This is a genomic window from Streptosporangium sp. NPDC050855, assembly GCF_044456585.1.
In the GTDB taxonomy this organism is placed as follows: Bacteria; Actinomycetota; Actinomycetes; order Streptosporangiales; family Streptosporangiaceae; genus Streptosporangium; species Streptosporangium longisporum.
This window is the reverse complement of the sequence record NZ_JBITFY010000021.1, coordinates 91620-116364: the sequence shown is the minus strand read 5'-3', so window position 1 is coordinate 116364 and position 24745 is coordinate 91620. Positions and strand designations below refer to the sequence as shown.

Genomic DNA, 24745 nt, shown 5'->3' with positions numbered 1-24745 from the left:
AGGCTGGTTATGGGGAACGGGGTACTATGACCGATCGCTTGCTCGGGAGATCCCCCAACGGACCCGAGGGCGGCGGCTCCCCCGGAGCGGCGTCCGAGGGCCAGGGCAGGCTGGTGGGCAGGCGCTACCGCCTGGTGTCGCCGGTGGGCCGGGGCGGGATGGGCGTGGTGTGGCACGCGCACGACGTGCTGCTCGATCGGGACGTCGCGGTCAAGGAACTGATCCTCCCCTTCGGGCTGGACCACGCGGGCAAGCAGGGCGCGCACCGGCGGATGCTCCGCGAGGCCCGCTCGGCGGCGCGGCTCAGCCACCCCGGCATCGTCACCGTGCACGACGTCGTCGAGGAGGACGGCCGCCCCTGGATCGTGATGGAGCTGGTCCGCGCCTGGTCGCTGGAGCAGGCCGTACGGCAGAGCGGGCCGCTGCCGGTGATCCAGGCCGCCGAGATCGGCGTGCGGGTGCTCGACGCGCTCCGGCACGCCCACGCCGCCGGGATCATGCACCGCGACGTCAAGCCGGGCAACGTGCTGCTGACCTCCGACCGGGTGGTGCTCACCGACTTCGGCATCGCCGCGATCGAGGGCGACGTCGCCATCACCCAGACCGGCCTGATGATGGGCTCGCCCGCCTACGTCCCGCCGGAGCGGCTGTCGGGCCGGCCGATCACGCAGGCCTCCGACCTGTGGTCCTTCGGCGCCACGCTCTACGCGGCCGTCGAGGGCCGGCCCCCCTACGAGGGGCCGGACGCGATGGCGGTGCTCGGCGCGATCCTCACCCAGGAGCCCGGCCGCCCCCAGCGGGCCGGTGCCCTGATCACCGTCATCGAGGGCCTGCTGCGCAAGGACCCCGCCGAGCGGATGACCGCCGCGCAGGTCGCGGAGCTGCTGGAGCGGGTGCTGCGCAGCCACGGTTCCACCACCACGCTCACGCCCAGCCCGGTGCCCTCGTCGGCGCCCTCGTCGATGCCGCTCCCCGGCGACTCCATGCCGATGCACCTGATGCCCCCGCTGGACGTGCCGCCGGGGCCGATGCCGTCCAGGATCATCGAGACGCCCTCCGGCCCGATCCGGGTGCCCTACGAGCAGGGCGCCGTCTCCTTCGGGACGCCCTCCGCCGACCCGCCCGCCGTCCCGCGGGCGGGTGACACCGGGTTCGTCAGCCTGTCCGGCGGCCACCTGCGCGGCTACGACGCGCTGCGCGCCCCGGCGACCGTGCCGGACGAGGGCCCGTCCGCGCCGCGGGCGTTCCCGGACGACCCGTTCGCCACGTCGTCCCCGTTCCCGGTCGACCCGTTCACCGCGTCGCCCGTGTTCCCCGGCGACCTGCACGGCCGCCCGTCCACCACCTCACCGCGCGGTCCCGCGGACGGACCCGGCCCGGCCGCGCCCGCTCGCGAGGGGTCGCGGCGGTCCGCCCCCGGCGTGCCGGAGGGCGGCCGGGCGGCACGGTCCGCCCAGGACTCCCGGTCCACCTCACCGTTCCGCGGCGGCACCCGGGCCGGCGGACGGTCACCGGGGGGCGACGCCCGCTCCCCGGGCGGCCCCGACCTGCGCCTGCTCATGCTCGGCGTGGGCGGCGTGCTGGCCATCGTGGTCGCCGGGCTGCTCGTCTTCCTCACCGGGAACGACTCCGACGCCACCGGCACGGGGGCCGTCACGTCCGCCTCGGTCCCGGCCGCGCCCTCGCCCCTGCGGGCGGCCGCGGAGGTCCCCGGCGGGTTCGAGCGGCTGAGCGCGGGCGGCGTCTCCGGGGCGGTGCCCGAGGGCTGGACGGTCAGGACGGGCGGCGACGGAGCGGCCGTCTTCTCCGGGCCCAGGCGCGGCGGCCGGAGCATCACCGTCGTCGAGGTGCCGGTCGCCGACCCGGTGACCGCGCTCGGCCGGGCCAGCAGGAAGGACCTCGACGAGTACACCGAGGTCGGCGTGGCGGCGGTCGACTACCGCGGCTGGAAGGCCGCGGACTGGGAGTACACCTACGTCCGGCCCGACGGGGTCCCCATGCACGGGCTGACCCGCCACGTCACCGTGGACGGCCGGACCGCCTACCAGATCACGTTCAGGACGCAGGACCTGGACTGGGAGAAGAGCGCGGGGTCCCTGGAGACGTTCTTCGCCACCTTCACCCCGGCCGGCTGACCGTCCGAAAAGCCCTCGTGACGTGGTCGCGGGTGATGACAGACTTCACTCGTGATCACAAATGACGCAGACACCGACATATCCCCCGGCGACAGGGCGCGGGTCGCCTCCGTGCAGCGGCGGACGCTCACGGTGCTGTCCGTCGGCCAGATCAGCGGCGGCATCGGCGTCGCCGTGGGGGCCACGTTCAGCTCGGTGACCGTGGAGCGGCTCTCCGGCTCCACGGCGCTGAGCGGGCTGGCCGGCACCGCGACCGTGCTGGGCGCCGCGCTGCTGGCGCTGCCCACCGCCAGGTCGTCCGGGCGCGGGGGACGGCGGGCCGGGCTCACCCTGGCCTACGGGTGCGCCCTGGCCGGCTGCCTGGTCTCGCTGCTCGCGGTGACCGTGCACTCCTGGCTCCTGCTGCTGGCGGGGCTGGTGCTGTTCGGCGCGGCCAGCGCGGCCAACCTGTCCTCCCGCTACTCCGCGACCGACCTGTCCCCGCCGGGACACTCGGCCCGGCACCTGTCGCTGGTGGTCTGGGCCACCACCATCGGGGCGGTCACCGGCCCGAACTTCGCCGAACCGGTCGAGCGGTTCGGCGTCGAACTCGGCCTGGCCCCGGGCAGCGGCCCGTTCGCCCTGGCGCTGGTGAGCTTCGCGATCGCCCTCGGGGTCGTCCTCGCCGGGATGCGCCCCGACCCGCTGCTCCTGGCGCGCTCGCTGGCCCGGCCGGCGCCCCCTCGGGGGGACGACTCCACCGGGACGACCGCGGCCACCGGGGTCACCGGCCCCGCCGAGATCACCGCGGTCACCGGGGTCACCGCGGTCACCGGGGCCACCGGTGAGGCCGCCACCGCGCCGGCGTCGTCCGGCCCCGCCGGCACCGGCACCTCCCCGGCGGAGCCCCCCGCCCGCACCGGGGGCACGTTCCGTACCGGATGGCGGGTGCTGCGCCGGACGCCCGCGGCCGTGCGCGCGCTGGCCGCGATCGCGGTCGGCCACACCGCCATGGTCTCGGTCATGTCCATGACCCCGGTCCACCTCGACCACGGCGGCGCGACGTACACGGTCATCGGTGTCGTGATCAGCCTGCACATCGCCGGGATGTACATGTTCTCCCCGGTGGTCGGCTGGCTGACCGACCGGGCCGGGCGGGTGGTGGTACTGGTGGTCGGCATGGGCCTGCTGCTGGCCTCCGTCGTCCTGGCCGGAGGGGCCGGGGCGCACGACGTCGGCCCGGTGACCGCGGGGCTGTTCCTGCTCGGCCTGGGCTGGTCCTGCACGCTGATCGCCGGCTCGGCGATGCTCAGCGAGTCGGTGACGCTGGAGCACCGCACGGCCGTGCAGGGCCTGTCCGACCTGCTGATGAACGTCTGCGGCGCGACCGGGACCGTCCTGGCCGGGCTGATCGTCGGCGGCCTGTCCTTCGGGGTGCTCGGCGCGGCCGTCGGGGTCATGGTGACGGTCACCGGCCTGTGGCTGGTCCTGCCCCTGCTGCGGACGGCGTCCCGCCCGGCCGGTCGCGTCCCGTAGGAAGGTCCGCGGGGAGGGCACCGGGCACGCGACGGTTCCCGGACGTCCGGCGGGCCACACGGGAGAGGATCCGCCGGAACGTGACGGGCACGCCTCACGAGCACGCCTCACGGCACGGCTCACAGGCACGCCTCACAGGCACGGCTCGCGGGCACGGCTCGCGGGCACGGCTCACTTGGCGTCGGCGTAGCAGCGCACCGCGACCGCCTGCATGGGGAAGCGCACCGGGGTCGCGCCGAACAGCAGCCGGGCCGCCTCCTCGGCGGCCCGGCCCACCGCCGCGATCACCTCGTCGGCCTGCTCGGCCGGGCAGTGCACCATGACCTCGTCGTGCTGGAAGAACACCAGCCGGGCCGGATCGGGCAGCAGACCGCGCAGCACCGCCATCAGCACCAGTGCCCACTCGGCCGCGGTCGCCTGGACGACGAAGTTGCGGGTGAAGCGGCCCCGGTCGCGGGCCGCCCGGCCCCCCTCGGGACCGGAGACCAGCTCCCGCCAGCCCGCCGAGGGCGGCGGCGAGGTGCGGCCCAGCCAGGAGCGGACCACCTTGCCCTCCTCCCCCGCGCGGGCCGCGTCCTCCACGAACCGGTAGGCCAGCGGGAAGCGCCTGCGCATCACGGCCAGCAGCTTGGACGCGTCCCCGCTGGTGCCGCCGTACATCGCCGAGAGCATGGCGATCTTGGCGTTGTCCCGCTCGCCGCCGAACACCTGCGCCAGCGCCTGATAGAGGTCGGTCTGCCCGGCCGCCCTGGCCAGGCCGCCGTCCCCGGCCATCGCGGCCAGCACCCGGGGCTCCAGCTGTGCCGCGTCGGCGACCACCAGCGTCCAGCCGTCGTCGGCCACGATCACCTTGCGCATCAGCCTGTGGATCTGCAGGGCGCCGCCGCCGTTGGTGGCCCACCGGCCCGTCACCACGCCGCCGACCACGTACTCGGGGCGGAAGCGCCCGTCGCGGACCCACTGGTCGGCCCAGGCCCAGCCGTGGAAGCTGTAGAACCTGGCCATCTCCTTGTAGGCCAGCAGGGGCCCGACCCCGGGGTGGTCGGCCTGCCTGATGTCCCGGGCCCGGGTGGAGGCGACGGGCACGCCCGCCGCCTTGAACGCCCGCAGGATCTGCTGCGGGGAGTCGGGGTTGAACGCCGTGCCGAACGCGGCCGCCACCTCGTCGGCCAGGGCCTGCAGCCTGGCCGGTCGCATGCCGTGCACCGGCCGCGGGCCGAGCAGCCCGGTCAGCAGCTCGTCGTGCGCGTCCCGGCGCCAGGGGATGCCGTCGCGGGCCATCTCCGCGGCGATGAGCGCCCCGGCCGACTCGGCGGCGACCAGCAGCCGGAACCGGTGCGGGTCGGCGGTCCGCTCGACGCGGCGCAGCTGGTCGGCGTGGACCTCGGCGACCAGGTCCGCGTCCGGCTCCGGCGCCTCCTCCTCGAACAGGGTCGCCTGCCGCGCCCGGGGGCCGTGCGGGTCGTCCGGCACCGGCAGGCCGTGCAGCCGCGCGTACGCGGCCCTGGCCGACCGGGGCTCGCCGAAACGCTCCTCGTGGGCCAGGAGCAGGCCCTCGGTCAGCGCCAGGTCGTGGCAGCGCGCCGGCCGCACGCCCGCGGCGAGCAGCGCCGGGTAGACCTCCCGGGTGTCGGCCCAGACCCAGCGCGGGCGCCGCCCCTCCAGCCGGCGCACCTCCGCGGCCAGGTCGGTCACGGCCCTGGCGGGCTCGCCGTCGGCGCGGAGCACGCCCCCGCCCCCTGCGGCGGGTGCGACCGACACGTTCATGCCCCAACAGTGCCACGCCGCCCCGACATTCTCGTTCAGACGAGCGGTATGGCGATCTCGTCCTCGAGCGGGGGTTCGACCTCCTGCGGCAGGCAGCCGGTCGCGGCGAAGCAGCGGATCCTCAGGGTCTCCGGCGTCACCGAGACGTGCAGGAAGCTCTTGAAGAACGGCGGGGTGTCCCAGTCCGACAGCTCCGACAGGTAGCGGTGGAAGGTCCTGCCCACCGGCAGCCGCAACGGCATCGGCCAGCCGCCGAGGATCCGGGCGGCCCACCGCATCCGGCGGGTGATCGGCACCGGCGGGATGTCGCGCACCGGGGTGTTGCCGATCCGCTTGGACATAAGCGCCGCGCTCTCGGCGGGGGTGAGGTAGAGCCAGCGCATGCGCAGCCGGTCGCTGTAGAGCCTGCTGTAGAACGACAGGGAGTCGCCGCGCAGCGGGTAGCAGCGGTAGTCGTCCTCGTGCAGGCCCGCGACGGTGACGCGGGGGATGGTGTGGGTGGCGTGCATGAACGCCCCCGACCCGCCCGCCACGATGTACTGGACGGTCCGCTCCCCCACCCTGATCGGGAAGCGCTGGTAGTTGTGCACGTCGCCGCCGATCGCCGCGACGTAGTTGTGCGCGGGGTCGGTGACGATGTCGTCGACGGTGCCGCCGCCGGCCAGCCTCGACGGCTTGTACTCGTTGCGGGTGTAGATGGGCTTGCCGGTGATGAGCACCTTGGGCCTGGGGTCGCGGGAGACCTCGCGCAGCCAGGCGGTCTGCTCGGCGTCGATGTCGCCGCGGATGCCGGTGTCCACGCCGACGAGCACCAGGCTCGGGGTCTCGATCGCCCAGTACGGCGCGGGCTGGACGGCCCGCTGGCCGGGCCCGGAGCGCCGCTCGCGCGCCCTGGCCAGCCGGGCCTCGTCGATCGGCTCCGGCCTGCTCCACAGCAGGCCGCGCAGCCCCGAGGGCGCGGGGTTGAACCCCTTCGGCGCGGGGGTGTCGCAGAAGACCCGCATGAAGCCGCCGAGCCCGTCGTACCAGTCGTGGTTGCCGGGGACGGCGTAGATCGGGGCGGGGTAGTCCTGATACGGGCGGAAGAACTTGTCCTCGTACTCGTTGCCGGATCCGGTGGGATAGACCACGTCGCTGGCGACGACCGCGAAGGCGGTCCCCTCGCCGATCCTCAGCATGCCCGGCACCACCGCGTACTGCGAGGAGTCGCCCTCCCCGGTGTCGCCGAGGAGCAGGAAGGAGAACTCCGGGCCGACGTCCACCGGGATGCGGAAGGAGGGGTCGACGCCCCGCTCGCGCTGCGCGGCCGTCCACTGGGCGCGGACCTGCCCGGACGGGTCGCCGAACAGGGCCGCCAGCACCTCGTTCCTCGACCGCCAGATCGTGCGCAGGTCGAGCCAGGAGAAGGGCTCCCTGCCGGGCAGCAGGTCCCTGAAGGTGCCGATCCGGGTACAGGACCAACCCGCACCCTCCTCCGACACCCGGGAGGAGACCTCACGCCCGCGTTCCGCCGCCCGCCCGACATCGACCATGACCATATCTTGGCAATGATCATAGGAAGTCGCATCCGATCCGGGCGAAGGCGGCCGATCCGGGGGTGCCCGGACACCCGCTCTGGAATATGGTTCTACCGTGTACGCCTACTGGGAGACCGTTCCGACCAGGTGGAAGGACAACGACGTCTACGGCCACGTCAACAACGCCGTCCACTACTCGATGATGGACACCGTGATCAACTCGTGGCTGATCAGGGTCGCCGGGCTGGACGTCCACGACGGTGACGTCATCGGCCTGTGCGTCGAGTCGCACTGCGTCTACCGCTCCTCGGTGTCCTTCCCCGAGCCCGTCAGGGTCGGGCTGCGCGTCGGGCACCTGGGCCGCTCCAGCGTCCGGTACGAGCTGGGGCTCTTCCGTGAGGACGGCGGGACGGTCGTGGCGGAGGGCCACTTCGTCCACGTGTTCGTCGACCGGGAGAGCCGGCGCCCCGCGGAGATCCCCGGGCCGCTCCGGAAGGCCATGGAGGAGCTCGCGGTCACCGGGTGACCTCCCCGGGTCCCTGGCGCCGGATCTCCGCGCGGGCCCGGGGGAACGGGGCGGGCCGGGACGGGTCTCAGTCCCCGGGCCCCTCGGCCGCCAGCAGGACCCCGGGGTTGAGGACGCCCTCCGGGTCGAGCCGGTCCTTGATCCCGCGCAGGATCTCCACGCCCAGCTCGCCGACCTCGGCCGCGTGGGCCTCCCGGTGGTCGCGGCCGACGCCGTGGTGGTGCGAGATCGTGCCGCCGGCGCCGACGATCGCCTCGCCGACCGCCCGCTTGGCCGACTCCCACTGCCCGAGCGGGTCGCCGGTCTGCGCGGTGACGACCGTGAAGTACAGGCTGGCGCCGGTGGCGTAGACGTGCGAGATGTGGCACATGACCAGCGGTGAGCCGAGCGAGCCGGCCAGCGAGAGCCGTACGGCGTCGTACAGGCGGGGCAGGTTCGACCAGAAGCCCGCCGTCTCCAGCGTCTCGACGGTCGCCCCGGCGGCGAGCAGCGCGTCGCGCAGGTAGGGCGCGGAGTAGCGCCCGTGCTCCCACGCCCGGCCGGGGTCCGTGCCCAGCGGGACGCCGCCGAGCCCGGAGAGCACGGCCGCGGTCCGCTCGCGCCGGGCGGCCACCTCGGCCGCGGTGCCCTCGTGGCCGGTGACGGCCAGGCAGCCCGTCCCGGCCGACGGCGCGCCGATCTCCGCGGGCCGGGCCAGGCCGATCATCGTCTCGGTCTCGTCGGACAGGCGCAGCACGGTGGGCGCGGCGTCCCGCTGGACCAGGGCCCGCAGCGCGGCCGAGCCCTCGGCGAACGACGCGAACCGCCACCCCTCGTAGACGCGCTCGGCGGGGACGGGCCGGACCCGCAGCCGCAGCGAGGTGATCACGCCGAAGGCCCCCTCGGAGCCGAGCATCACCTGGCGCAGGTCGGGGCCCGCGGCCGACCGGGGCGCCCGGCCGAGGTCGAGGGTGCCGCGCGGGGTGGCCACGGTCATGCCGACCACCATGTCGTCGAAGCGCCCGTACCCGGCCGAGGCCTGGCCGCTGGAGCGGGCGGCGGCGAAACCGCCGAGCGTGGCGTACTCGAACGACTGGGGGAAGTGGCCCAGGGTGAGGCCGTGCCCGGCCAGCAGGCGTTCGGCCTCGGGGGCGCGCAGCCCCGGCTCCAGCTCGGCGACCATCGACTCGGCGTCCACCGCGACCAAGCGGTCGAGCCGGGCCAGGTCCAGCGCGACGACCCCGGCGAAGCCCCGCCGGGAGGCGACCAGGCCGCCGACCACGGAGGTGCCGCCGCCGAAGGGGACCACCGCGACCCGGTGCGCGGCGCACGCGGCCAGCACGGCCAGCACCTCGTCGTGACAGGAGGGCAGCACCACCGCGTCGGGGGCGTCGGAGCCGTCCCCGGCCCGCATCCGCAGCAGGTCGGGGGTGGACTTGCCACGGGTGTGCCGGACGCGGGCGTCGTGGTCGAGGCGCACGTGGTCGGCCCCGACCAGGTCGCGCAGCCCGGCCAGGACCGGCTCGGGCAGCGCGACGGGCGGCAGCCGCACCTCGTCCATGCCCGCGACCCCGGCCCGGGGCGGGCGCACCCCGAGCAGGTCGCCGAGCAGCCCCCGGACCGCCTCGGGCAGGTCGACGGCCTTGGCGGGGTCGCCCCAGCCGGACCAGAGCATGGGATCCGCGTTCCCTGTTCGATGTTCCACGTCTACACTGTGACATATGACGTCCATTCGTCACAACACAGGCGCCCCCGGGAGCGACCAGGTCCTCGACGCGGCCCGCGAGGTGATCCTCGCGGTCGGGGTGCGGCGCACCACGCTCACCGACGTGGCCCGGCGGGCCGCGCTCTCCCGGATGACGATCTACCGCCGCTGGCCCGACGTGCGCGGCCTCGTCGCCGACCTGATGACCCGCGAGTGGGTGCGCGTCGCGGACGGGTTCGCCACCGAGGACCCGGTCACCGCGGCGGTGGCGACGGTACGGGCGCTGCGCGTCCACCCGCTCTGGCGGAAGATCGTCGAGGTGGACCCGGAGCTGCTCCTGCCCTACCTGCTGCGCCGCCGGGGCGCCAGCCACGAGGCCATGCTCGCCCTGGTCGAGTCGGCGATCGTCCGGGGGCAGGGGCTCGGCACCGTGCGCGCGGGCGAGCCGGCCGGGCTGTCGGCCGCGGTGCTGCTGACCGCGCAGTCGTTCCTGCTCTCCGGCGCCACCATGCTCGGCCCGCTCACCGAGGACGACCTCGACACCGAGCTGGCCACCCTCCTGGAAAGGTACCTGCGACCGTGAACTCCTCCCTGAACGCCGCCCGCCGTGCCCGCGAGCTCGCCGAGGTACCCGGCCTGGTGGTGGACGTGCTGGTGGTGGGGCTGGGGGCCACCGGCGCGGGCGTGGCGCTGGACGCGGCCTCCCGCGGCCTGTCGGTCGCCGCGATCGACGCGCACGACCTGGCGTTCGGCACCTCCCGGTGGAGCTCCAAGATGATCCACGGCGGGCTGCGCTACCTGGCCAGGGGGCAGGTCGGGGTGGCGTACGAGAGCGCGGTGGAGCGCGGCCTGCTGCTCGGGCGGATCGCCCCGCACCTGGTGCGGGCGCAGCCCTACCTGCTGCCGCTGGTCCCGGAGGTCTCCCGGCGGCAGGCGGCGCTGGTCATGACCGGCTACCGGCTCGGCGACGGCCTGCGGGCCGCGGCCCGCACTCCCCGCCGCCTGCTTCCCGGCCCCTGCCGGATCTCCTCCGGGCGGGCGCGCTCCCTCGCCCCGCCGCTGGGCCCGGCCGGGCTGCGCGGCGCCCTGCTGTCCTGGGACGGCCGGCTGCTGGACGACGCCCGGCTGGTGCTCGCCGTGGCCAGGACGGCCGCCGCCCACGGGGCCAGGGTGCTGACCCGCTGCCGGGCGCTGGAGGTCTCCGGCGACGGAGCGCTGGTCCGCGACGAGCTCACCGGGGAGACCCTCACCGTCCGGGCCAGGGCCGTGATCAACGCGACCGGGGTCTGGGCCGCCGGGCTGCACCCCGGCCTGCGGATGCGCCCCTCGCGCGGGACCCACCTGGTGCTGCGTCCCGGGACGCTGCCCGGCCTGGTCGCGGGACTGCACGTGCCGATCCCGGGGGAGAGCGACCGGTTCGCGCTGGTCCTGCCCCAGGCCGACGGGCGGGTCCTGGTCGGCCTCACCGACGAGCCGGTGGACGGCCCCGTCCCGGACGTCCCGCAGGCTCCCGAGGAGGACGTCGCCTTCCTGCTGTCGGTGCTCAACTCCGTGCTGGAGGAGCCGGTACGGCGCGAGGAGGTGGCCGGCGCCCACGCGGGGCTGCGCCCGCTGCTGGACGGTGAGGGCCGTACCGCCGACCTGTCCAGGCGGCACGCGCTGCCGACCACCCGCGACGGGATGGTGACGGTGGTGGGCGGCAAGCTGACCACGTACCGGCGGATGGCCGAGGACGCGGTCGACCTGGCCGTCTCCTCGGGTCGGATCACCGCAGGCCCGAGCCGCACCGCGGCGCTGCCCCTCGTCGGCGCGATCCCGCCCGGCGGCCGGGGCGGCGGGCACGGCGGTGAGCGTGGCGGCGAGGGCGGTGGGCGTGGCGGCCGGCGCGGACCCGGTCGTCCCGGCCGGACCGGGACCTCCGTGGCGGGAGGGCACGGCGGGGTCGCCGACCGGCTGGTGGAGCGCTACGGCGGCGAGGCGGGCGCGGTACGGGCCCTGATGGAGCGGGAGCCCCGGCTGGCCGAGGCCGGGCCGACCGGGGTGACCGGGGCCGAGCTGGTCTGGGCGGTCAGGCACGAGGGCGCCCTGGACGTGGACGACCTGCTCGACCGCAGGACCCGGATCGGCCTGATCCCCGCCGACCGCGAGGCCGCGCTCCCCATGGCGCGGGCGGCGCTGGCCCACCCGGTCCCGCCGGGTCCCGACGAGGCCTGAGGCCGGTTCGGGACGCGCCGCCGCCCGGGACCCTTCCGACCCGTCGAGCCCGCCGGGCCCGGTGCGACCCGTGACGAATCCCCGCCGGGGGGCATGACAGGGATGATCACGGGCATAAGGGGCGGCGGGTCCGGAAGGGCGGGTCCGGGACGGCGCCACCCCGGCCGTCCGTGGCGTCGGCGGTGTCGGTGATGTCGGTGACCGGGCGCCCCGGACGCGGGCGCCCGCCTTTACCGGCCTATCATCGTTTCCCTCTCCGTGACCCTGATGAAGGCGTTAGGTTAGTCTTACCTAAGTCAGGGAGGAGAGGGTGTGGGCGTGACGAACGGCACGGACAGCGCGGGCAGCGTGGACAGGGCGTACAAGGCGTGCCCGCACCCTCCCGGCTGTCACACCGGCCAGGTGCCCGTCCTCGCCAGCGCCACGGTCGGGGCCCGCTTCTGGCTGCTCATCGAGCACCCCGGCCCCTGGGCCGACCGCCTGGAGAACACCATCCTTCCCGAGGATGTTCACACCCTCCTCAAACGGGCCGGCCGCCTGGGCGTACGGACCCAGCTCATCCGCCGTCCCGGGCGCAGAAACCCCGTGGAAACCGGCATTCACGTCATGGTCGCGGACTCCACCGCCGCCGAGCCCTGGCTCGCCGAGGGCATCGTCGCAGGTCCGGACGATCTTGACCTTGACAAGCTGGTGGCCGGAGTGGTCCCGCCGTCCTGCATACTTGTGAGTGAGCCGGTATTTCTGGTCTGCACGCATGCCAAGCGCAACGCGTGCTGCGCCCGCATTGGACTTCCCCTCGCTCGGTCCTTGGCAAAAAATTTGCCGGACACAGTATGGGAAACATCACATGTTGGCGGCGATCTCTACGCCGCCAACCTTGTGTGCTTGCCACATGGCCTCTACTACGGCAGCATGTCTCAGGCTGCTGCGATCGCGGCAGCCGACGCGTACCGGTCCGGCGAGGTCATCCTCGACCGTTTCCGGGGGCGCGCGGGCATCCCTGAGCCACTGCAGGCCGCCGAGCATTTCGTTCGCGTCCATACGGGCGAACTGTCGGTCGGCGGAGTGGCCGTGGAATCCTCAAGGTCGGACGGCGCCGTCACCGAGGCAGTTGTGCGCGGTAGTGGCGTTCGTTTTCGGGTAGTGGTTGAACCCATGACGCTGACAACGCCATGTGGTACGGCTTGTGCCGACACGATCACTACCTATCGGCTGGTCACACTGGACAGGGTAGCCCCTGTGCTGTATGCCACGTCCGCTCTCACTTGACCTGAGGGAACATCACGGCCGATCCAGGCGTTGGATCCAGGGACGTCACAAGCGTCCTATGCGGCATAAACCCGAAATACCTCTCACTATAAGGTGGTTTTCTCATGTCTCAGGTACGTCGGCAGACCGCCCGGCCTCGGCCCAGCTGGGGCTGGCAGGATGACGCCGCGTGCCGGGGCGAGGACCTCGTGCTCTTCTTCGGTCCCGACGGTGAGCGTCAGCCCGAGCGTGACATCCGTGAGCGTAAGGCCAAGGCCATCTGCGCCCAGTGCCCCGTTCGCGCCGAGTGCCTGGACTACGCGCTCTCCCGTCCGGAGAAGTACGGCACCTGGGGCGGCCTGAACGAGGACGAGCGCGCCTCCGAGCGTCGTCGTCGCATGCGCCGCGCGGCCAGCGCCGGCATCAGTGCCGTCGCCTGAGCAGCCCCTCCACCCGGCTTCCCCCATACGTGTGATCTCGCTCATCCCCTGCGAGATCACACGTTGTCATGTCGGGCCCCGCGCGTGCGGCACACCCGGGACGGGTGGCCGCACGGCGGGGGCGTCCCACGCTCTCAGGGCCTGTTGCGGCCCGCCTTGCGCATCTCCTTGGTGATGCTCTTCCACCTGCCCTGCATCTCCTTGCGGAGCCGGGCGTCGCTCCGGGACGCCATCCAGGCCGCCTCCCGCTGAAGCTTGTTCCAGCTCTCCAGCCGCCGCTCCGGCAGCGTGCCGTCCTCGATCGCGGCGAGCACGGCGCAGCCCGGCTCGGTGTCGTGACGGCAGTCACCGAAGCGGCACCGCGTGGCGAGCTCCTCCAGGTCCGAGAAGACCATGTCCACCCCCTCGCCCATGTCGTACAGGCCGATGCGGCGGATGCCGGGGGTGTCGATGATGAGCCCGCCCCTGGCGAGCGGGATGAGCTCGCGGTGCACGGTGGTGTGGCGACCCCGGCCGTCCCCGGCCCTGACCTGCTGGGTCTCCATGACGTCCTCCCCGGCGAGGGCGTTGACCAGCGTCGACTTCCCCGCGCCCGAGGCGCCGAGCACCACCGCGGTACGGGTGCCCTCCAGGTAGGCGCCGACGATGTCGACGCCCTCGCCGCTGACCGAGCAGACCGGGTGCACGTCCACCCCCGGTGCGGCGGTGGCGACCTCGTCCAGCAGGAACTCCAGCCCCTCGCCGATCAGGTCGGACTTGGTGACGAGCACCACGGGACGGGCCCCGCTCTCCCAGGCGAGCGCGAGCAGCCGCTCGATCCTGCCCAGGTCGGCGGTGTCGGTGGCGTGCAGGGCGGGTTCGGCGACGAAGACGACGTCGACGTTGGCGGCGAGCACCTGGCCCTGGGAGTCGCCGGAGAGCCCGCCCCGGGAGAGCCGGGAGACCCCTCCGCGGACGAAGGCGGTACGCCGGGGCAGGAGCTCCTCCAGCTCGAACCGGCCCTCGGCCAGCCGGCGGAGTCCCACCCAGTCGCCGACGCAGGGCAGCGCCACCGGGTCGGCGGCGGCGGCCCGGCGCACCCGGGCACCGTAGTCGGCCCGGAGATGGCCGGAGGTGGACATCACTTCGGCGGCGCCGCGGTCGACGCGGGAGACCCGCGCCGGGATCAGCCCGTCGGGGAGCCCGGCGGCCAGGGAGTCGTCCCAGCCGAGCGCGGCGAGGGTGAACGACGAGGACGGCGAGGAGCCGGGTGACGATGAAGACGATGAAGACGAGGACAACGTGGTCACTACCTTCGGGAAAGGCGGGCGCCCCGTCGTGAGATCGATCAGGCGGGCACCCGGAGGTCGATGGACGGCAGGCTCGTCAGAAAGACCCGCATGGTCCTCACCTCCCGTGGCCTCGCGGCCGTCCCCCGTGGGACGGCGTCTTCGGGAGAAGCCTAGCGCAACCTCTCCCCGGGGAGGCAACCACATTTGCCCGCGCGCCACGGGCCGCCACACCCCCGCGGGCGGCCCCTGGCACGCCGGAGCCCGGAGCCCCTGGACGCGCCGGAGGCCCGGACACTCCGGGCTCCGGACGTGAAGTCCCCGGACACGCCACCCCGGGACACGACGGAGCCCCGGGACGCCGTCGCGTCCCGGGGCTCCGTCACGCCTGCTACAGCCCGGGGGCCGGGAAGTGGGAGGTGAGCTCCCTGACCTCGCCGTGCACGCGGGTGATGACGTGCGCGGCCTCGTCCTCGTCCTTGGCCAGCGCGGTCACGACCTGGTCGATCCAGGCGCCGATCTGCCGCATCTCGGCCACACCCATGCCGCGGCTGGTCACGCCCGCGGTGCCGATCCTGATGCCGGACGGGTCGAACGGCTTGCGCGGGTCGAACGGCACGCTGTTGTAGTTGGTCTCCAGCCCGGCCTTGTCCAGGGCCTGCGCGGCGGGCTTGCCGCCGATGCCCTTGGGGGTCAGGTCGAACAGGATGAGGTGGTTGTCGGTGCCACCGGAGACCAGGTCGAAGCCCCGGCCGAGCAGCTCCTCGGCCAGCGCCTGGGCGTTCAGCACGACCTGGCGGGCGTAGTCCTTGAAGTCGTCGGTCGACGCCTCCTTGAGCGCCACCGCGATGGCCGCGGTGGTGTGATTGTGCGGGCCGCCCTGCAGGCCCGGGAAGACCGCCTTGTTCAGGGCCGTGGCGTGCTCGTCGGAGGTGGCCATCAGCATGGCGCCCCGGGGGCCGCGCAGGGTCTTGTGGGTGGTGGTGGAGATGACGTCCGCGTGGCCGACCGGCGACGGGTGGGCCCCGCCCGCGACCAGGCCCGCGATGTGCGCGATGTCGGCCGCGAGCACGGCCCCGACCTCGCGGGCGATCTCGGCGAAGGCCGGGAAGTCGATGGTGCGCGGGACCGCGGTGCCGCCGCAGAAGATCAGCTTGGGCCGCTCGCGCAGGGCGATCTCCCGCACCTCGTCCATGTCGACGCGGCCGGTGTCGCGCCGCACCCCGTAGCGGACCGGGTTGAACCACTTGCCGGTGGCCGAGACCGACCAGCCGTGGGTCAGGTGGCCGCCGAACGGCAGGCCCATGCCCATCACGGTCTCACCGGGCTTCAGGAAGGCCAGGTAGATCGCCAGGTTGGCGGGCGAGCCCGAGTAGGGCTGGACGTTGGCGTGGTTGACCCCGAACAGGGCCTTGGCCCTGTCGACGGCCAGGGTCTCGATCTGGTCGATCACCTGCTGGCCCTCGTAGTACCGCTTGCCGGCGTACCCCTCGGAGTACTTGTTGGTGAGGACGGTGCCGGTGGCCTCGAGGACGGCCCTGGAGACGTAGTTCTCCGAGGCGATCAGCTTGACGGTGTCGGCCTGCCGCCGCTCCTCGGCCCTGACGAGTTCGGCGATCTGCGGATCCACGCTGGAAAGAGCGCTCATGCGCCTTCACTCCCCTGTCATCGTCGACATCGCGCGAAGACCCAGGCGCTCGGCCTCCTCGCACTTCAGCTCCCCGGTGGTCGCTCCCACCCTATGCGCCAGTCACGGCTTAGACGATAGCGGACGGACCGGCCCGGCCGAGGCGGCCCGTCCCGTCCCCCGGCCACAACCGGTCGACCTCGGCGTTGAGGGTGGCGCCGATCAGCACGGCCAGCGCGGTGATGTAGAGCCACATCAGCACCGCGATGGGGGCGGCGAGCGAGCCGTAGATGGAGACCGGCGAGAACCAGGCGGCCAGCACCGCGCGCAGCACGGCGGCGCAGGCGATCCAGATCAGCAGCGCGAGCAGCGCTCCGGGCAGCTCGCGCCACCAGCGCGTGCGGACCGGGACGCTCACGTGGTAGAGCAGGGTCAGGAAGATCACCGAGCCGATGACGACGACCGGCCAGTACAGGACGTCGGCCAGCACCGCGTAGTCGGCCGGCAGGGCGCCGCGCAGCGCGGCCGGGCCCAGGACGAGCACGGGCATCACCACCAGCCCGATCAGCAGGCCCGCCAGGTAGAACCCGAAGGACATCAGCCGGGTACGGATGATGCCGCGCTCCTCGCCGAGGCCGTAGGCGACCGAGATCAGGTCGACGTAGACGAACAGTGCCCGCGAGCCCGACCAGAGCGCGAGCAGGAAGCCCAGGGAGATCAGCGAGGCCTGGTTGGCGGGGTTCAGCACGTCCTCGATGAGCGGGGTGACGACGGTGTCCACGGCGCTGTCGGTGAACAGCAGGTGGGCCTGCCGGTCGATCCAGTCGCTGACGTCCTGGACCGTCTCCGGGCCGAAGACCCGGGTCAGCTGGCCGAGCACGCCGATCAGGCCGAGCATGAACGGCGGCAGCGACAGCAGCGCGAAGAAGGCGGCCTCCCCGGCCAGGCCGGTGACCCGGTAGGTGACGCCCGCGTTCGTGGTGGCCGCGACGAGCACCCAGAAGTCGGTCCCGCGGATCCAGGAGAGCACGGCCCGCAGCCGCGCCCAGACGCCCAGGCCGCGCACCCGCGCGAGCCCGGCACGCCACCGTGCCCGCAGGCCGCGCGGCGAGCGCCGCCGCGGCCCCGGCTGCGGTCCCGGTCGCGGGGCCGGAGCCGGGGCATCGGTGGACGTCATACCGCACAACGGTATTCCCCGGCGCGCTTGATCACGAGTTGGGCGGGCCGGGCCGGCGTCACGCCCGGCCGGATCCCTGCCCGAGCGGGACCCGTCCGGTGCCCGGCGGGCCGGCGAACGCCTGGGCGATCGCCGTCCAGGCCTCCGCGGTCTCGCCGCGTACCAGCAGGGAGGTGTCGTCGAGGTGGCGGCGCTGCACGACCAGCAGGCAGAAGTCGAGCATGGGGCCGCGGACCAGGTCGGCGGCGTCCGGGGGCCCGGCCGTCCACGGCGACCCGTCGGGCATGGTCAGCTCCACCCGGACCGGCCGCGCGGGCGGCTCCAGGCCGCGCACCGCGAAGCCGTACGGCAGGGCGCGCACCCCCAGGGTGGCCACGTGCCTGAGCCGGGCGGTGGGCGCCCGCTCGACGCCGAGCGCGTCCGCCACGTCCTGCCCGTGAGCCCAGGTCTCCATCAGGCGCGCCGTCACGAACGAGGCCGCCGACATGTCCGGCCCGTACCAGGGCAGCCGCGTGCCCGCCTCCAGGGCGGCGAAGGCCTCCAGGCTCCGGGCCCTGGCCGCGCGGAACCAGGCGTGCACCCGGGGGGCGGCCAGGCCCCGGGACGCGGCCGCCAGCTCGTCCACCGCGGAGCCGCCGCGGGCCAGGAAGGCGGTCCGCGCGGCGCGGAAGGCCTCGGGGTCGGTGGCCGAGGCCGTGGCGGCGTCGTCGAACCAGGCGAGGTGTCCGATCTGGTCGCGTACCGTCCAGCCCTGTGCCGGGGTGGGCAGCTCCCACCCGGCCGCGTCGAGACCGGTGATCATGGCGTCGAGATCGGCCGTCTCGGCGCGCAGGTCCGCCAGCAGTTCGTCCATCAGGCTCACGGCGCCTCCCTCCTGTTCGGCCCAGGTAAGGGTAACGGAGCCATGTTCTGGGAGGGAACGGCCGCAGAATGGACGCATGATCTGTGAGAACTGCAGGGAACGGCGGCACGAGGAGTGCCGCGGGGGTTCCTGGTGCGACTGCCAGCACCAGCCAGCCGTGGAGCCGCGCGAGTCGCCGCTGGACTGGCCGCGCCAGGGCTGAGACGGCCCCGGACCGCGCCGTCCCGGGCCGTCCTGGGCCGTCCCGGGCCCCTGGTCCCCGGCCCGGATCTCACCCCGGTGTCCAGATCGTGGACCCGACATTGGACATCCGCGAACGCCGGGGTATCGTCGGAGACATGCCAGCGGACCCGTTGCTCGTCGTGCGACGCCACGTCGACCTCCTGCGTGTCCGCAGTGCCATCTGTTGTGACGTCCGTTGATCGTCGCCCCCTGCTGATCTTTTCCAGCTCGGCCGCGTAACCGGCGTCCTCCTCTGAGTGACCGACCCCCGTACTCGACGATGAGGCGGGAGGTGCCGCCGGTGCGCGTCCGGAACCCTTTCACCGAGCCACAACGAGGACGCGCAATGACGACCCCGGCCAAGCCGGCAAACCGGCACCACAAGCGCCCGCGCGGCGAAGGTCAGTGGGCCCTCGGCTACCGCGAACCCCTGAACAAGAACGAGGAGAACAAGAAGAACGACGACGGGCTCAACGTCCGTCAGCGGATCATCGACGTCTACTCCAAGCAGGGGTTCGACTCCATCGACCCCGCCGACCTGCGCGGCCGGATGCGCTGGTACGGGCTCTACACGCAGCGCAAGCCCGGGATCGACGGCGGCAAGACGGCCGTCCTGGAGCCGGAGGAGCTCGACGACCGCTACTTCATGCTCCGGGTCAGGATCGACGGCGGCCGGCTCGACCTGGCGCAGCTGCGGGTCATCGCCGACATCTCCAACCTCTACGGCCGGGGCACCGCCGACGTCACCGACCGGCAGAACATCCAGCTCCACTGGATCGAGATCGAGGCCGTCCCCGACATCTGGGAGCGCCTGGAGTCGGTGGGCCTGTCGACCACCGAGGCCTGCGGCGACACCCCGCGCGTCATCATGGGCTGCCCGCTGGCCGGGATCGACACCGACGAGGTCATCGACGGCTCGGCGCTGGTGCAGGAGATCCACGACACCTACATCGGCGACCCTGCCTTCTCCAACCTGCCGCGCAAGTTCAAGGCCGCGGTCAGCGGGTGCCCGGCGCACTGCACCGTGCACGAGATCAACGACGTGGCGTTCGTGGGCGTCGTGAACTCCTCCGGCGAGCGGGGCTTCGACCTGTGGGTGGGCGGCGGCCTGTCCACCAACCCGATGCTCGGCAAGCGACTGGGCGTCTTCCTGACCCCCGAGCAGGTCTCCCCGGCCTACGGCGGCGTGATCGGCATCTTCCGTGACTACGGCTACCGCCGCCTGCGGCACCGGGCCCGGATCAAGTTCCTGATCAACGACTGGGGCGCCGAGAAGTTCCGCGACGTGCTGGAGAAGGAGTACCTCGGGTACGCGCTGCCCGACGGCCCCGCCCCCGAGCCGCCGCGCGGCGGCCGCAGGGACCACGTGGGCGTCTTCCCGCAGAAGGACGGCAACTTCTACGTCGGCTTCGCCCCCAAGGTGGGCCGGCTCGACGGCGACAGGCTGCACCTGATCGCCGACATCGCCGAGCGGCACGGCTCGGACCGGGTGCACACCACGGTCGAGCAGAAGATGGTCATCCTGGACGTGGCGCCCGACCGGGTCGAGAGCCTGGTCGCCGAGCTGGAGGCCGCCGACCTCCAGGTCAACCCCTCCACCTTCCGCCGCCAGACCATGGCCTGCACCGGCATCGAATTCTGCAAGCTGGCCATCGTGGAGACCAAGGCGCTGGCGTCGAACCTGATCGACGAGCTGGAGCAGCGGCTTCCCGACTTCTCCAGCCCGCTGACCATCAACGTCAACGGCTGCCCCAACTCCTGCGCGCGGATCCAGGTCGCCGACATCGGCCTCAAGGGCCAGCTCGTGGTCAACGACAGGGGCGAGCAGGTCGAGGGCTTCCAGGTGCACCTGGGCGGGTCGCTCGGGGTGAACCCGGGCTTCGGCCGCAAGGTGCGCGGCCTGAAGACCACCTCCGAGGACCTGCCCGACTACGTGGAGCGGGTGCTGCGCAACTTCGAGAAGCAGAAGGACGACGGGGAGAGCTTCTCCGAGTGGGTGCAGCGTGCCGACGACGCGGACCTGACGTGAGCGGCCCAGATCGGCACGCGAACCGGCACGCGGCCCCGCGCGGCCCCGCCGGGGCGGCGGACGCGCCCCGGGACGCGTCCGCGGCGAGCCGGGCACGCGACGGGGCGGGGGGGCGGCGATGAGCGAGCGAGCGGTCCCCTTCCACTGCCCCTACTGCGGCGAGGAGGACCTGGAGCCCTACGAGGGCGACGGCGGCTGGTACTGCCGGTCCTGCATCCGCGCCTTCAAGCTGAAGTTCCTCGGGATCGGGGTGCGCTCATGAGGCGCGGCCGTCCCGGGGCGATCGACACGACGACCGGCCGGGCCGCACGGGCCCGTACGGCGAACGAGGATTGGGTGAGCGAGCGATGACAGTGGTGGACGTCGAGGTCGGGTTACGCCGGCAGCGCGGTGCGCTCGACATGCAGGACATCGTCGAGTCGGCCGCGCGGTTCCTGGAGGACGCCTCGGCCCTGGAGATCATCCGCTGGGCGGCGGCGACGTTCGGCGACCGGCTCTGCCTGACCGCCTCCATGAGCGACGCCCTGCTGATCGACCTGGTCAGCCGGGTCAAGCCGGGCGTGGACGTGCTGTTCATCGACACCGGTTACCACTTCGCCGAGACGATCGGCACGCGGGACGCCGTCCGGCAGGTCTACGACGTCAACGTGATCGACGTGAAGCCGTCCCGCACGGTGGCCGAGCAGGAGCGCGACCTGGGGCCGCGGCTGTTCGGGCGCAACCCCGACCTGTGCTGCTACCTGCGCAAGGTCGAGCCGCTCAACCGTGCCCTGGAGCCCTACCTGGCCTGGGTCTCCGGCATCCGCCGCGACGAGGCCGTCACCCGCGCCGGCGTCAAGGTCGTCGAGTGGGACGCCAAGCGCCAGATGGTCAAGATCAACCCGATCGCCCGGTGGACGCAGGAGGACGTCGACAACTACATGGCCGACAACGGGGTGCTGATCAACCCGCTGCACTACGACGACTACCCCTCGATCGGCTGCGCCCCCTGCACCCGCCAGGTCGCCCCGGGCGAGGACCCGCGCAGCGGCCGGTGGGCCGGCATGGGCAAGACCGAGTGCGGGCTGCACGTATGACCTGGCGCTCCCGCGCCGCCGCTCCCCGCGTCCCGCTGGTCGCGGTGGCGCACGGGTCCCGTGACCCGCGTGCCGCCGCGACCGTGGAGGGCCTGCTCGACCTGGTACGGGACGCGCGGCCCGGGCTCCCCGTGCGCACCGCCTACCTCGACCACGCCTCCCCGACGCTCCCGGCCGCGCTCTCGGGCCTGGCCGAGGCAGTGGTGCTGCCGTTGCTGCTCACCGAGGCCTACCACAGCCGGGTCGACATCCCGGGCGCGCTGGCCGCGGTGACGGCCAGGCGCCCGCTGCTGCGGGTGCGCACGGGCGCCACGCTGGGCCCGCACCGGCTGCTGGTCACCGCGCTGGAGCGGCGCCTGGCCGAGGCGGGCGTGGAGCCCGGCGAGCCCGGTACCGACGTGGTGCTGGTCTCGGCCGGTTCCAGCGACCCGAGGGCCAACGCGACGGTCGCCGGGATGGCCGCGGACTGGGCGAGGCTGCGCGGCTGGCGGTCGGTGACCGCCGCCTACGCCTCGGCGGCGGGACCGACCCCCGGGGAGGCGGTGCTGGGCCTGCGCCGGTCGGGGGCCTCGCGGATCGTGGTCGCCCCCTACCTGCTGGCCCCGGGGTACTTCGCCGACAGGATCCGCCGCGAGACCCTGGCCGCGGGCGCCGCCACCGTCGCCGAGGTGCTGGGTGCGGCCCCCGAGGTCGCGGCCGTGCTGCTGGAACGCTACGACGTGGCGGCGCACCGGCCCCGGATGCTCGCCACGGCCTGACCTGTCGGCCCGATCTCGCATCGGGGATCCTCACTGCTCGGTGTATGTCACCGAGCACTACGCCCCGGCGCCGCCGGGGCGTTGCACGCGCCCGCCGCCCTTCGCGCCGGGACCGCTCCCAGCAGTGGTCCGCCCCCGGTTCCCGGTCTCAGTGCCCGGGCGGGTACGGGGGCTGCGGCGGGTACGGGGAGGAGGGGGGCTGCGGAGGCTGCTGCGAGGGGCGCTGCGGCCCGGCGGTGTGCCAGGAGGAGTGCGGGGAGTGGTGTCGTGGCTGCTCGGCCCCCATGGGGCGGAGGGGTGGGATCTGGCGGTGGTAGGGGTCGCCGATGAGCTCCCCGCGCATCTCCTCCCACTGCTCGCGCCAGGCGGCCCACGCCTTCTGGATGGGCTTGGTCCGCGAGTCGCCGACCACCTTCACGTCGCCCATGATCGCGTAGGCCGTGACCCGCACGACAGGCGCGTGCGTGCCGGGCGGGGCCTCGATGACCTGGACCTTCCTGTCCCCCATGATGGCGATGCCGTCGAGCTCGACGTCCACGCCGTCCGGGACGATGATCTTCACGTTGCCCATGACCGCGGTGGCCATGATGTCCACCCCGCCGGTGCGGACCTCGGCCTGGCGCAGGTCCAGCACGACGTCGCCCATCACCGCGACCGCGCCGAGGGGCTTGTCGATCCGCCAGCTGCCGCGCTGCTTGGAGCTGCCCATCACCGCCACGAACCAGCGGCGCACCCGGCCGCCCTGGTCCGCCGGGGCCGGCGGGTAGGCGGGCGCCGAGGCGGGGCGGACACCGGGCAGGTCCGAGGTGACCACGGCCAGCTCGGCCTGGGTACGTGCGGTGTAGGCGGCTTCGGTGCGCTCGGTCAGCTCACCGAGGGTCAGCCGCCCCTCGACGGAGGCGACGCGCAGCCATTCGACGGCCGCCTCCCGTTCGGCGTCCGAGACCCGTATCTCCCCGGCATCAGTCATAACTCACAACATATCGCGAGTTGTCGCGATAGAGGATCCCCCTCTCGGATGAGTCCGGGTGAACAGATCGATCGATCTCCGTCTCCTCCCCGCTCCCCCGCTCCCCGCTCCCCCGCTCTCCACGGGACCCGCGCCCGCGGCCCGCCTCCCGCTCGGCCGCCCACGCGCCGCCCACCGGGGCGCCACCGCCGCCGACGTACGGCCGGGACGCGGGGGCACGCCCTATGATCCGGAGGCATGTACCGAGAACTCCTGGACGCGGTGGCGGCCGACGACGCCGAGCGGGCCGAGCTGCTGCTGCAGAGCGGGACGGGCGCCGACCCCGACGGCGCCGAAGAGCCCACCGCGCTGTACCTGGCGTCGAACCGGGGCCACGTCGCCGTCGTGCGCGCGCTGCTGGTCCACGGGGCCGACCCCAACCGGATCAGCGGCGGCGAGGACGAGGGCCTGCCGCTCTGCGTGGCCTCCGCCTGGGACCACGACGAGGTCGTCACGGTCCTGCTGGCCGCCGGCGCCGACGTGGCCGGGCGGGAGGCGGGGGGCTGGACCGCGCTGCTGTGGGCGGCCGCCAACGGCAGGGCCGACGCGGCGCGGGTACTGCTCGCGGCCGGGGCGAGCCCGGAGGAGGCCAACGACAGCGGCGAGACCGCGCTCACCCTGGCCACCCGGCGCGGCGCGCTGGGCGTGGTGCGGGTGCTGCTGGAGCACGGCGCCGAGGCCGACCGGCCCGACGGCGACGGCGACACCCCGCTCTCCATCGCCTACGACTGGCTCGGCACCCAGCTGGAGAGCGCGCTGCTGGAGCAGCTCACCGAGCAGGCCCCTGAGGACTCGCAGTTCGTGGTGGGGCGCAGCCGCGCCAAGGACGGCACCGACCTGGTCACGGTCGCGGCGGTGGGGCCGGACGGGACCCGGGTGGCCGAGCTGACCTGCCAGCGCGGGCACGCGGCCGTCGCGACCCTGCTGGAGGACGCCACCGGCGAGCGGCTCCCCTTCGACGACCTGGTGGAGCGGGCGATGCCGTACCGGGACGTCGACGAGGAGGCCGAGACCTGGTGGGCGGTGGCGAGCTCGCTGAGCCGGCGCGGCGACCGGGAGACCTTCGACGCGGCGGCGCGGCTGTGCGCGAGCGAGGACCCCCGCAAGCGGGAGTTCGCCGTCGACGTGCTCGCCGAGTTCGGCTTCACCGAGGACGAGAAGCCCTACCTGGAGGAGGCCCTGCCCGTGCTGCGGCGGATGGCGGCCACCGAGGGCGACGAGCGGGTGCTGCGCTCGGTGCTCGGCGCCCTGGGCCACCACGCCGACCCGCGTGCCCTGCCCGAGGTTCTGGAGATCATCACCGCGGACGGCTGGACCCGTACCCAGGCCGATCCGGCCGCGCTGGCCGCGGTGCTGCCGCCGGGTCACGCCGAGGGGCTGGCGCTGCTGGTGTCGATGACGCGCGATCCCGACCCCGAGGTCCGCGACTGGGCGACCATGGGCCTGGCGGGGCTGGCCGAGGACGGCGAGGAGATCCGCGAGGCGCTGGCCGCCCGGCTGGAGGACGAGGATCTGAACACTGTCGCCGAGGCCACCCGCGGCCTGGCCGCCCGGGGTGACGAGCGTGCCCGCCGGGGCGTCGAGCGCGTGCTCGCCGAGAGCGACGAGGACGACGACTACGCCCGTGACCTGGTGAAGAGCCTCTGACCGTGTCGCGCCGCCCCCGTCCGG

Annotated in this window: 21 protein-coding genes; 13 read left to right on the top strand and 8 right to left on the bottom strand. The window is 73.9% G+C overall.

Annotated features, from left to right (window positions below; translation table 11 throughout):
- Nucleotides 1-26 precede the first annotated feature (26 nt).
- Nucleotides 27-2135, top strand: coding sequence for a protein kinase (locus ACIBCT_RS33105; protein WP_399195388.1), 2109 nt, complete (start codon nucleotides 27-29; stop codon nucleotides 2133-2135).
- 51 nt (nucleotides 2136-2186) lie between these two features.
- Complete coding sequence (locus ACIBCT_RS33100; protein WP_399195385.1) at nucleotides 2187-3650, top strand: MFS transporter; 1464 nt, start codon at nucleotides 2187-2189, stop codon at nucleotides 3648-3650.
- A gap of 171 nt (nucleotides 3651-3821) precedes the next feature.
- Here ACIBCT_RS33100 and ACIBCT_RS33095 read toward each other — a convergent pair whose 3' ends face one another.
- Nucleotides 3822-5417, bottom strand: a complete 1596-nt coding sequence (locus ACIBCT_RS33095; RefSeq protein WP_399195383.1) for a bifunctional 3'-5' exonuclease/DNA polymerase — start codon at nucleotides 5415-5417, stop codon at nucleotides 3822-3824.
- A 35-nt stretch (nucleotides 5418-5452) separates the two neighbouring features.
- Nucleotides 5453-6949 (bottom strand): metallophosphoesterase family protein, encoded by a 1497-nt coding sequence (locus ACIBCT_RS33090; RefSeq protein WP_399195381.1) that lies wholly within the window; start codon nucleotides 6947-6949, stop codon nucleotides 5453-5455.
- 100 nt (nucleotides 6950-7049) lie between these two features.
- Here ACIBCT_RS33090 and ACIBCT_RS33085 point away from each other — a divergent pair, with 100 nt between their 5' ends.
- Entirely contained in the window at nucleotides 7050-7460 is a 411-nt protein-coding gene (locus tag ACIBCT_RS33085) for an acyl-CoA thioesterase (RefSeq protein ID WP_399195379.1), read from the top strand.
- Nucleotides 7461-7527: 67 nt separating this feature from the next.
- Here ACIBCT_RS33085 and ACIBCT_RS33080 read toward each other — a convergent pair whose 3' ends face one another.
- Nucleotides 7528-9114 (bottom strand): FAD-binding oxidoreductase, encoded by a 1587-nt coding sequence (locus ACIBCT_RS33080; RefSeq protein ID WP_399195474.1) that lies wholly within the window; start codon nucleotides 9112-9114, stop codon nucleotides 7528-7530.
- Nucleotides 9115-9160: 46 nt separating this feature from the next.
- Between ACIBCT_RS33080 and ACIBCT_RS33075 the strand changes: the two genes are divergently transcribed.
- The 4 genes from ACIBCT_RS33075 (at nucleotide 9161) to ACIBCT_RS33060 (ending at nucleotide 13046) form a co-directional block, all read left to right on the top strand.
- On the top strand, nucleotides 9161-9727 hold the full coding sequence (locus tag ACIBCT_RS33075) for a TetR/AcrR family transcriptional regulator (RefSeq protein WP_399195377.1): 567 nt from the start codon (nucleotides 9161-9163) through the stop codon (nucleotides 9725-9727).
- On the top strand, nucleotides 9724-11358 hold the full coding sequence (locus tag ACIBCT_RS33070; RefSeq protein WP_399195375.1) for a glycerol-3-phosphate dehydrogenase/oxidase: 1635 nt from the start codon (nucleotides 9724-9726) through the stop codon (nucleotides 11356-11358). The genes ACIBCT_RS33075 and ACIBCT_RS33070 overlap by 4 nt, the downstream gene beginning before the upstream one ends.
- Before the next feature lie 312 nt (nucleotides 11359-11670).
- Nucleotides 11671-12627: a sucrase ferredoxin gene (locus ACIBCT_RS33065; protein ID WP_399195373.1), complete on the top strand. Its 957-nt coding sequence runs from the start codon at nucleotides 11671-11673 to the stop codon at nucleotides 12625-12627.
- 104 nt (nucleotides 12628-12731) lie between these two features.
- Nucleotides 12732-13046 (top strand): WhiB family transcriptional regulator, encoded by a 315-nt coding sequence (locus ACIBCT_RS33060; RefSeq protein WP_012893126.1) that lies wholly within the window; start codon nucleotides 12732-12734, stop codon nucleotides 13044-13046.
- A gap of 134 nt (nucleotides 13047-13180) precedes the next feature.
- Here ACIBCT_RS33060 and rsgA read toward each other — a convergent pair whose 3' ends face one another.
- The 4 genes from rsgA to ACIBCT_RS33040 form a co-directional block, all read right to left on the bottom strand.
- Entirely contained in the window at nucleotides 13181-14326 is a 1146-nt protein-coding gene (gene rsgA / locus ACIBCT_RS33055; RefSeq protein ID WP_399195472.1) for a ribosome small subunit-dependent GTPase A, read from the bottom strand.
- 379 nt (nucleotides 14327-14705) lie between these two features.
- A complete protein-coding gene (gene glyA, locus ACIBCT_RS33050; RefSeq protein ID WP_399195371.1) occupies nucleotides 14706-15962 on the bottom strand; it encodes a serine hydroxymethyltransferase in 1257 nt (418 codons plus the stop codon).
- A gap of 109 nt (nucleotides 15963-16071) precedes the next feature.
- Complete coding sequence (locus tag ACIBCT_RS33045; protein WP_399195369.1) at nucleotides 16072-17118, bottom strand: YihY/virulence factor BrkB family protein; 1047 nt, start codon at nucleotides 17116-17118, stop codon at nucleotides 16072-16074.
- A 58-nt stretch (nucleotides 17119-17176) separates the two neighbouring features.
- Nucleotides 17177-17971: a TIGR03084 family metal-binding protein gene (locus ACIBCT_RS33040; RefSeq protein WP_399195470.1), complete on the bottom strand. Its 795-nt coding sequence runs from the start codon at nucleotides 17969-17971 to the stop codon at nucleotides 17177-17179.
- 85 nt (nucleotides 17972-18056) lie between these two features.
- Between ACIBCT_RS33040 and ACIBCT_RS33035 the strand changes: the two genes are divergently transcribed.
- From ACIBCT_RS33035 to ACIBCT_RS33015, 5 genes are all read left to right on the top strand, one after another.
- Complete coding sequence (locus ACIBCT_RS33035) at nucleotides 18057-18182, top strand: hypothetical protein (RefSeq protein WP_344900908.1); 126 nt, start codon at nucleotides 18057-18059, stop codon at nucleotides 18180-18182.
- Nucleotides 18183-18548: 366 nt separating this feature from the next.
- Nucleotides 18549-20231: a nitrite/sulfite reductase gene (locus tag ACIBCT_RS33030; protein WP_399195367.1), complete on the top strand. Its 1683-nt coding sequence runs from the start codon at nucleotides 18549-18551 to the stop codon at nucleotides 20229-20231.
- A 118-nt stretch (nucleotides 20232-20349) separates the two neighbouring features.
- Nucleotides 20350-20493, top strand: coding sequence for an Insertion element protein (locus ACIBCT_RS33025; RefSeq protein WP_344900914.1), 144 nt, complete (start codon nucleotides 20350-20352; stop codon nucleotides 20491-20493).
- An 85-nt stretch (nucleotides 20494-20578) separates the two neighbouring features.
- Nucleotides 20579-21307, top strand: a complete 729-nt coding sequence (locus ACIBCT_RS33020; protein WP_399195364.1) for a phosphoadenylyl-sulfate reductase — start codon at nucleotides 20579-20581, stop codon at nucleotides 21305-21307.
- Nucleotides 21304-22065 carry a sirohydrochlorin chelatase gene (locus ACIBCT_RS33015; RefSeq protein ID WP_399195362.1) on the top strand — a complete coding sequence of 254 codons (762 nt, stop codon included), beginning with the start codon at nucleotides 21304-21306 and terminating at the stop codon, nucleotides 22063-22065. The genes ACIBCT_RS33020 and ACIBCT_RS33015 overlap by 4 nt, the downstream gene beginning before the upstream one ends.
- Nucleotides 22066-22213: 148 nt before the next feature.
- Here ACIBCT_RS33015 and ACIBCT_RS33010 read toward each other — a convergent pair whose 3' ends face one another.
- Complete coding sequence (locus tag ACIBCT_RS33010; protein WP_399195360.1) at nucleotides 22214-23035, bottom strand: DUF1707 domain-containing protein; 822 nt, start codon at nucleotides 23033-23035, stop codon at nucleotides 22214-22216.
- A gap of 237 nt (nucleotides 23036-23272) precedes the next feature.
- Between ACIBCT_RS33010 and ACIBCT_RS33005 the strand changes: the two genes are divergently transcribed.
- Nucleotides 23273-24721 carry an ankyrin repeat domain-containing protein gene (locus ACIBCT_RS33005; RefSeq protein ID WP_399195358.1) on the top strand — a complete coding sequence of 483 codons (1449 nt, stop codon included), beginning with the start codon at nucleotides 23273-23275 and terminating at the stop codon, nucleotides 24719-24721.
- Nucleotides 24722-24745: the final 24 nt, after the last annotated feature.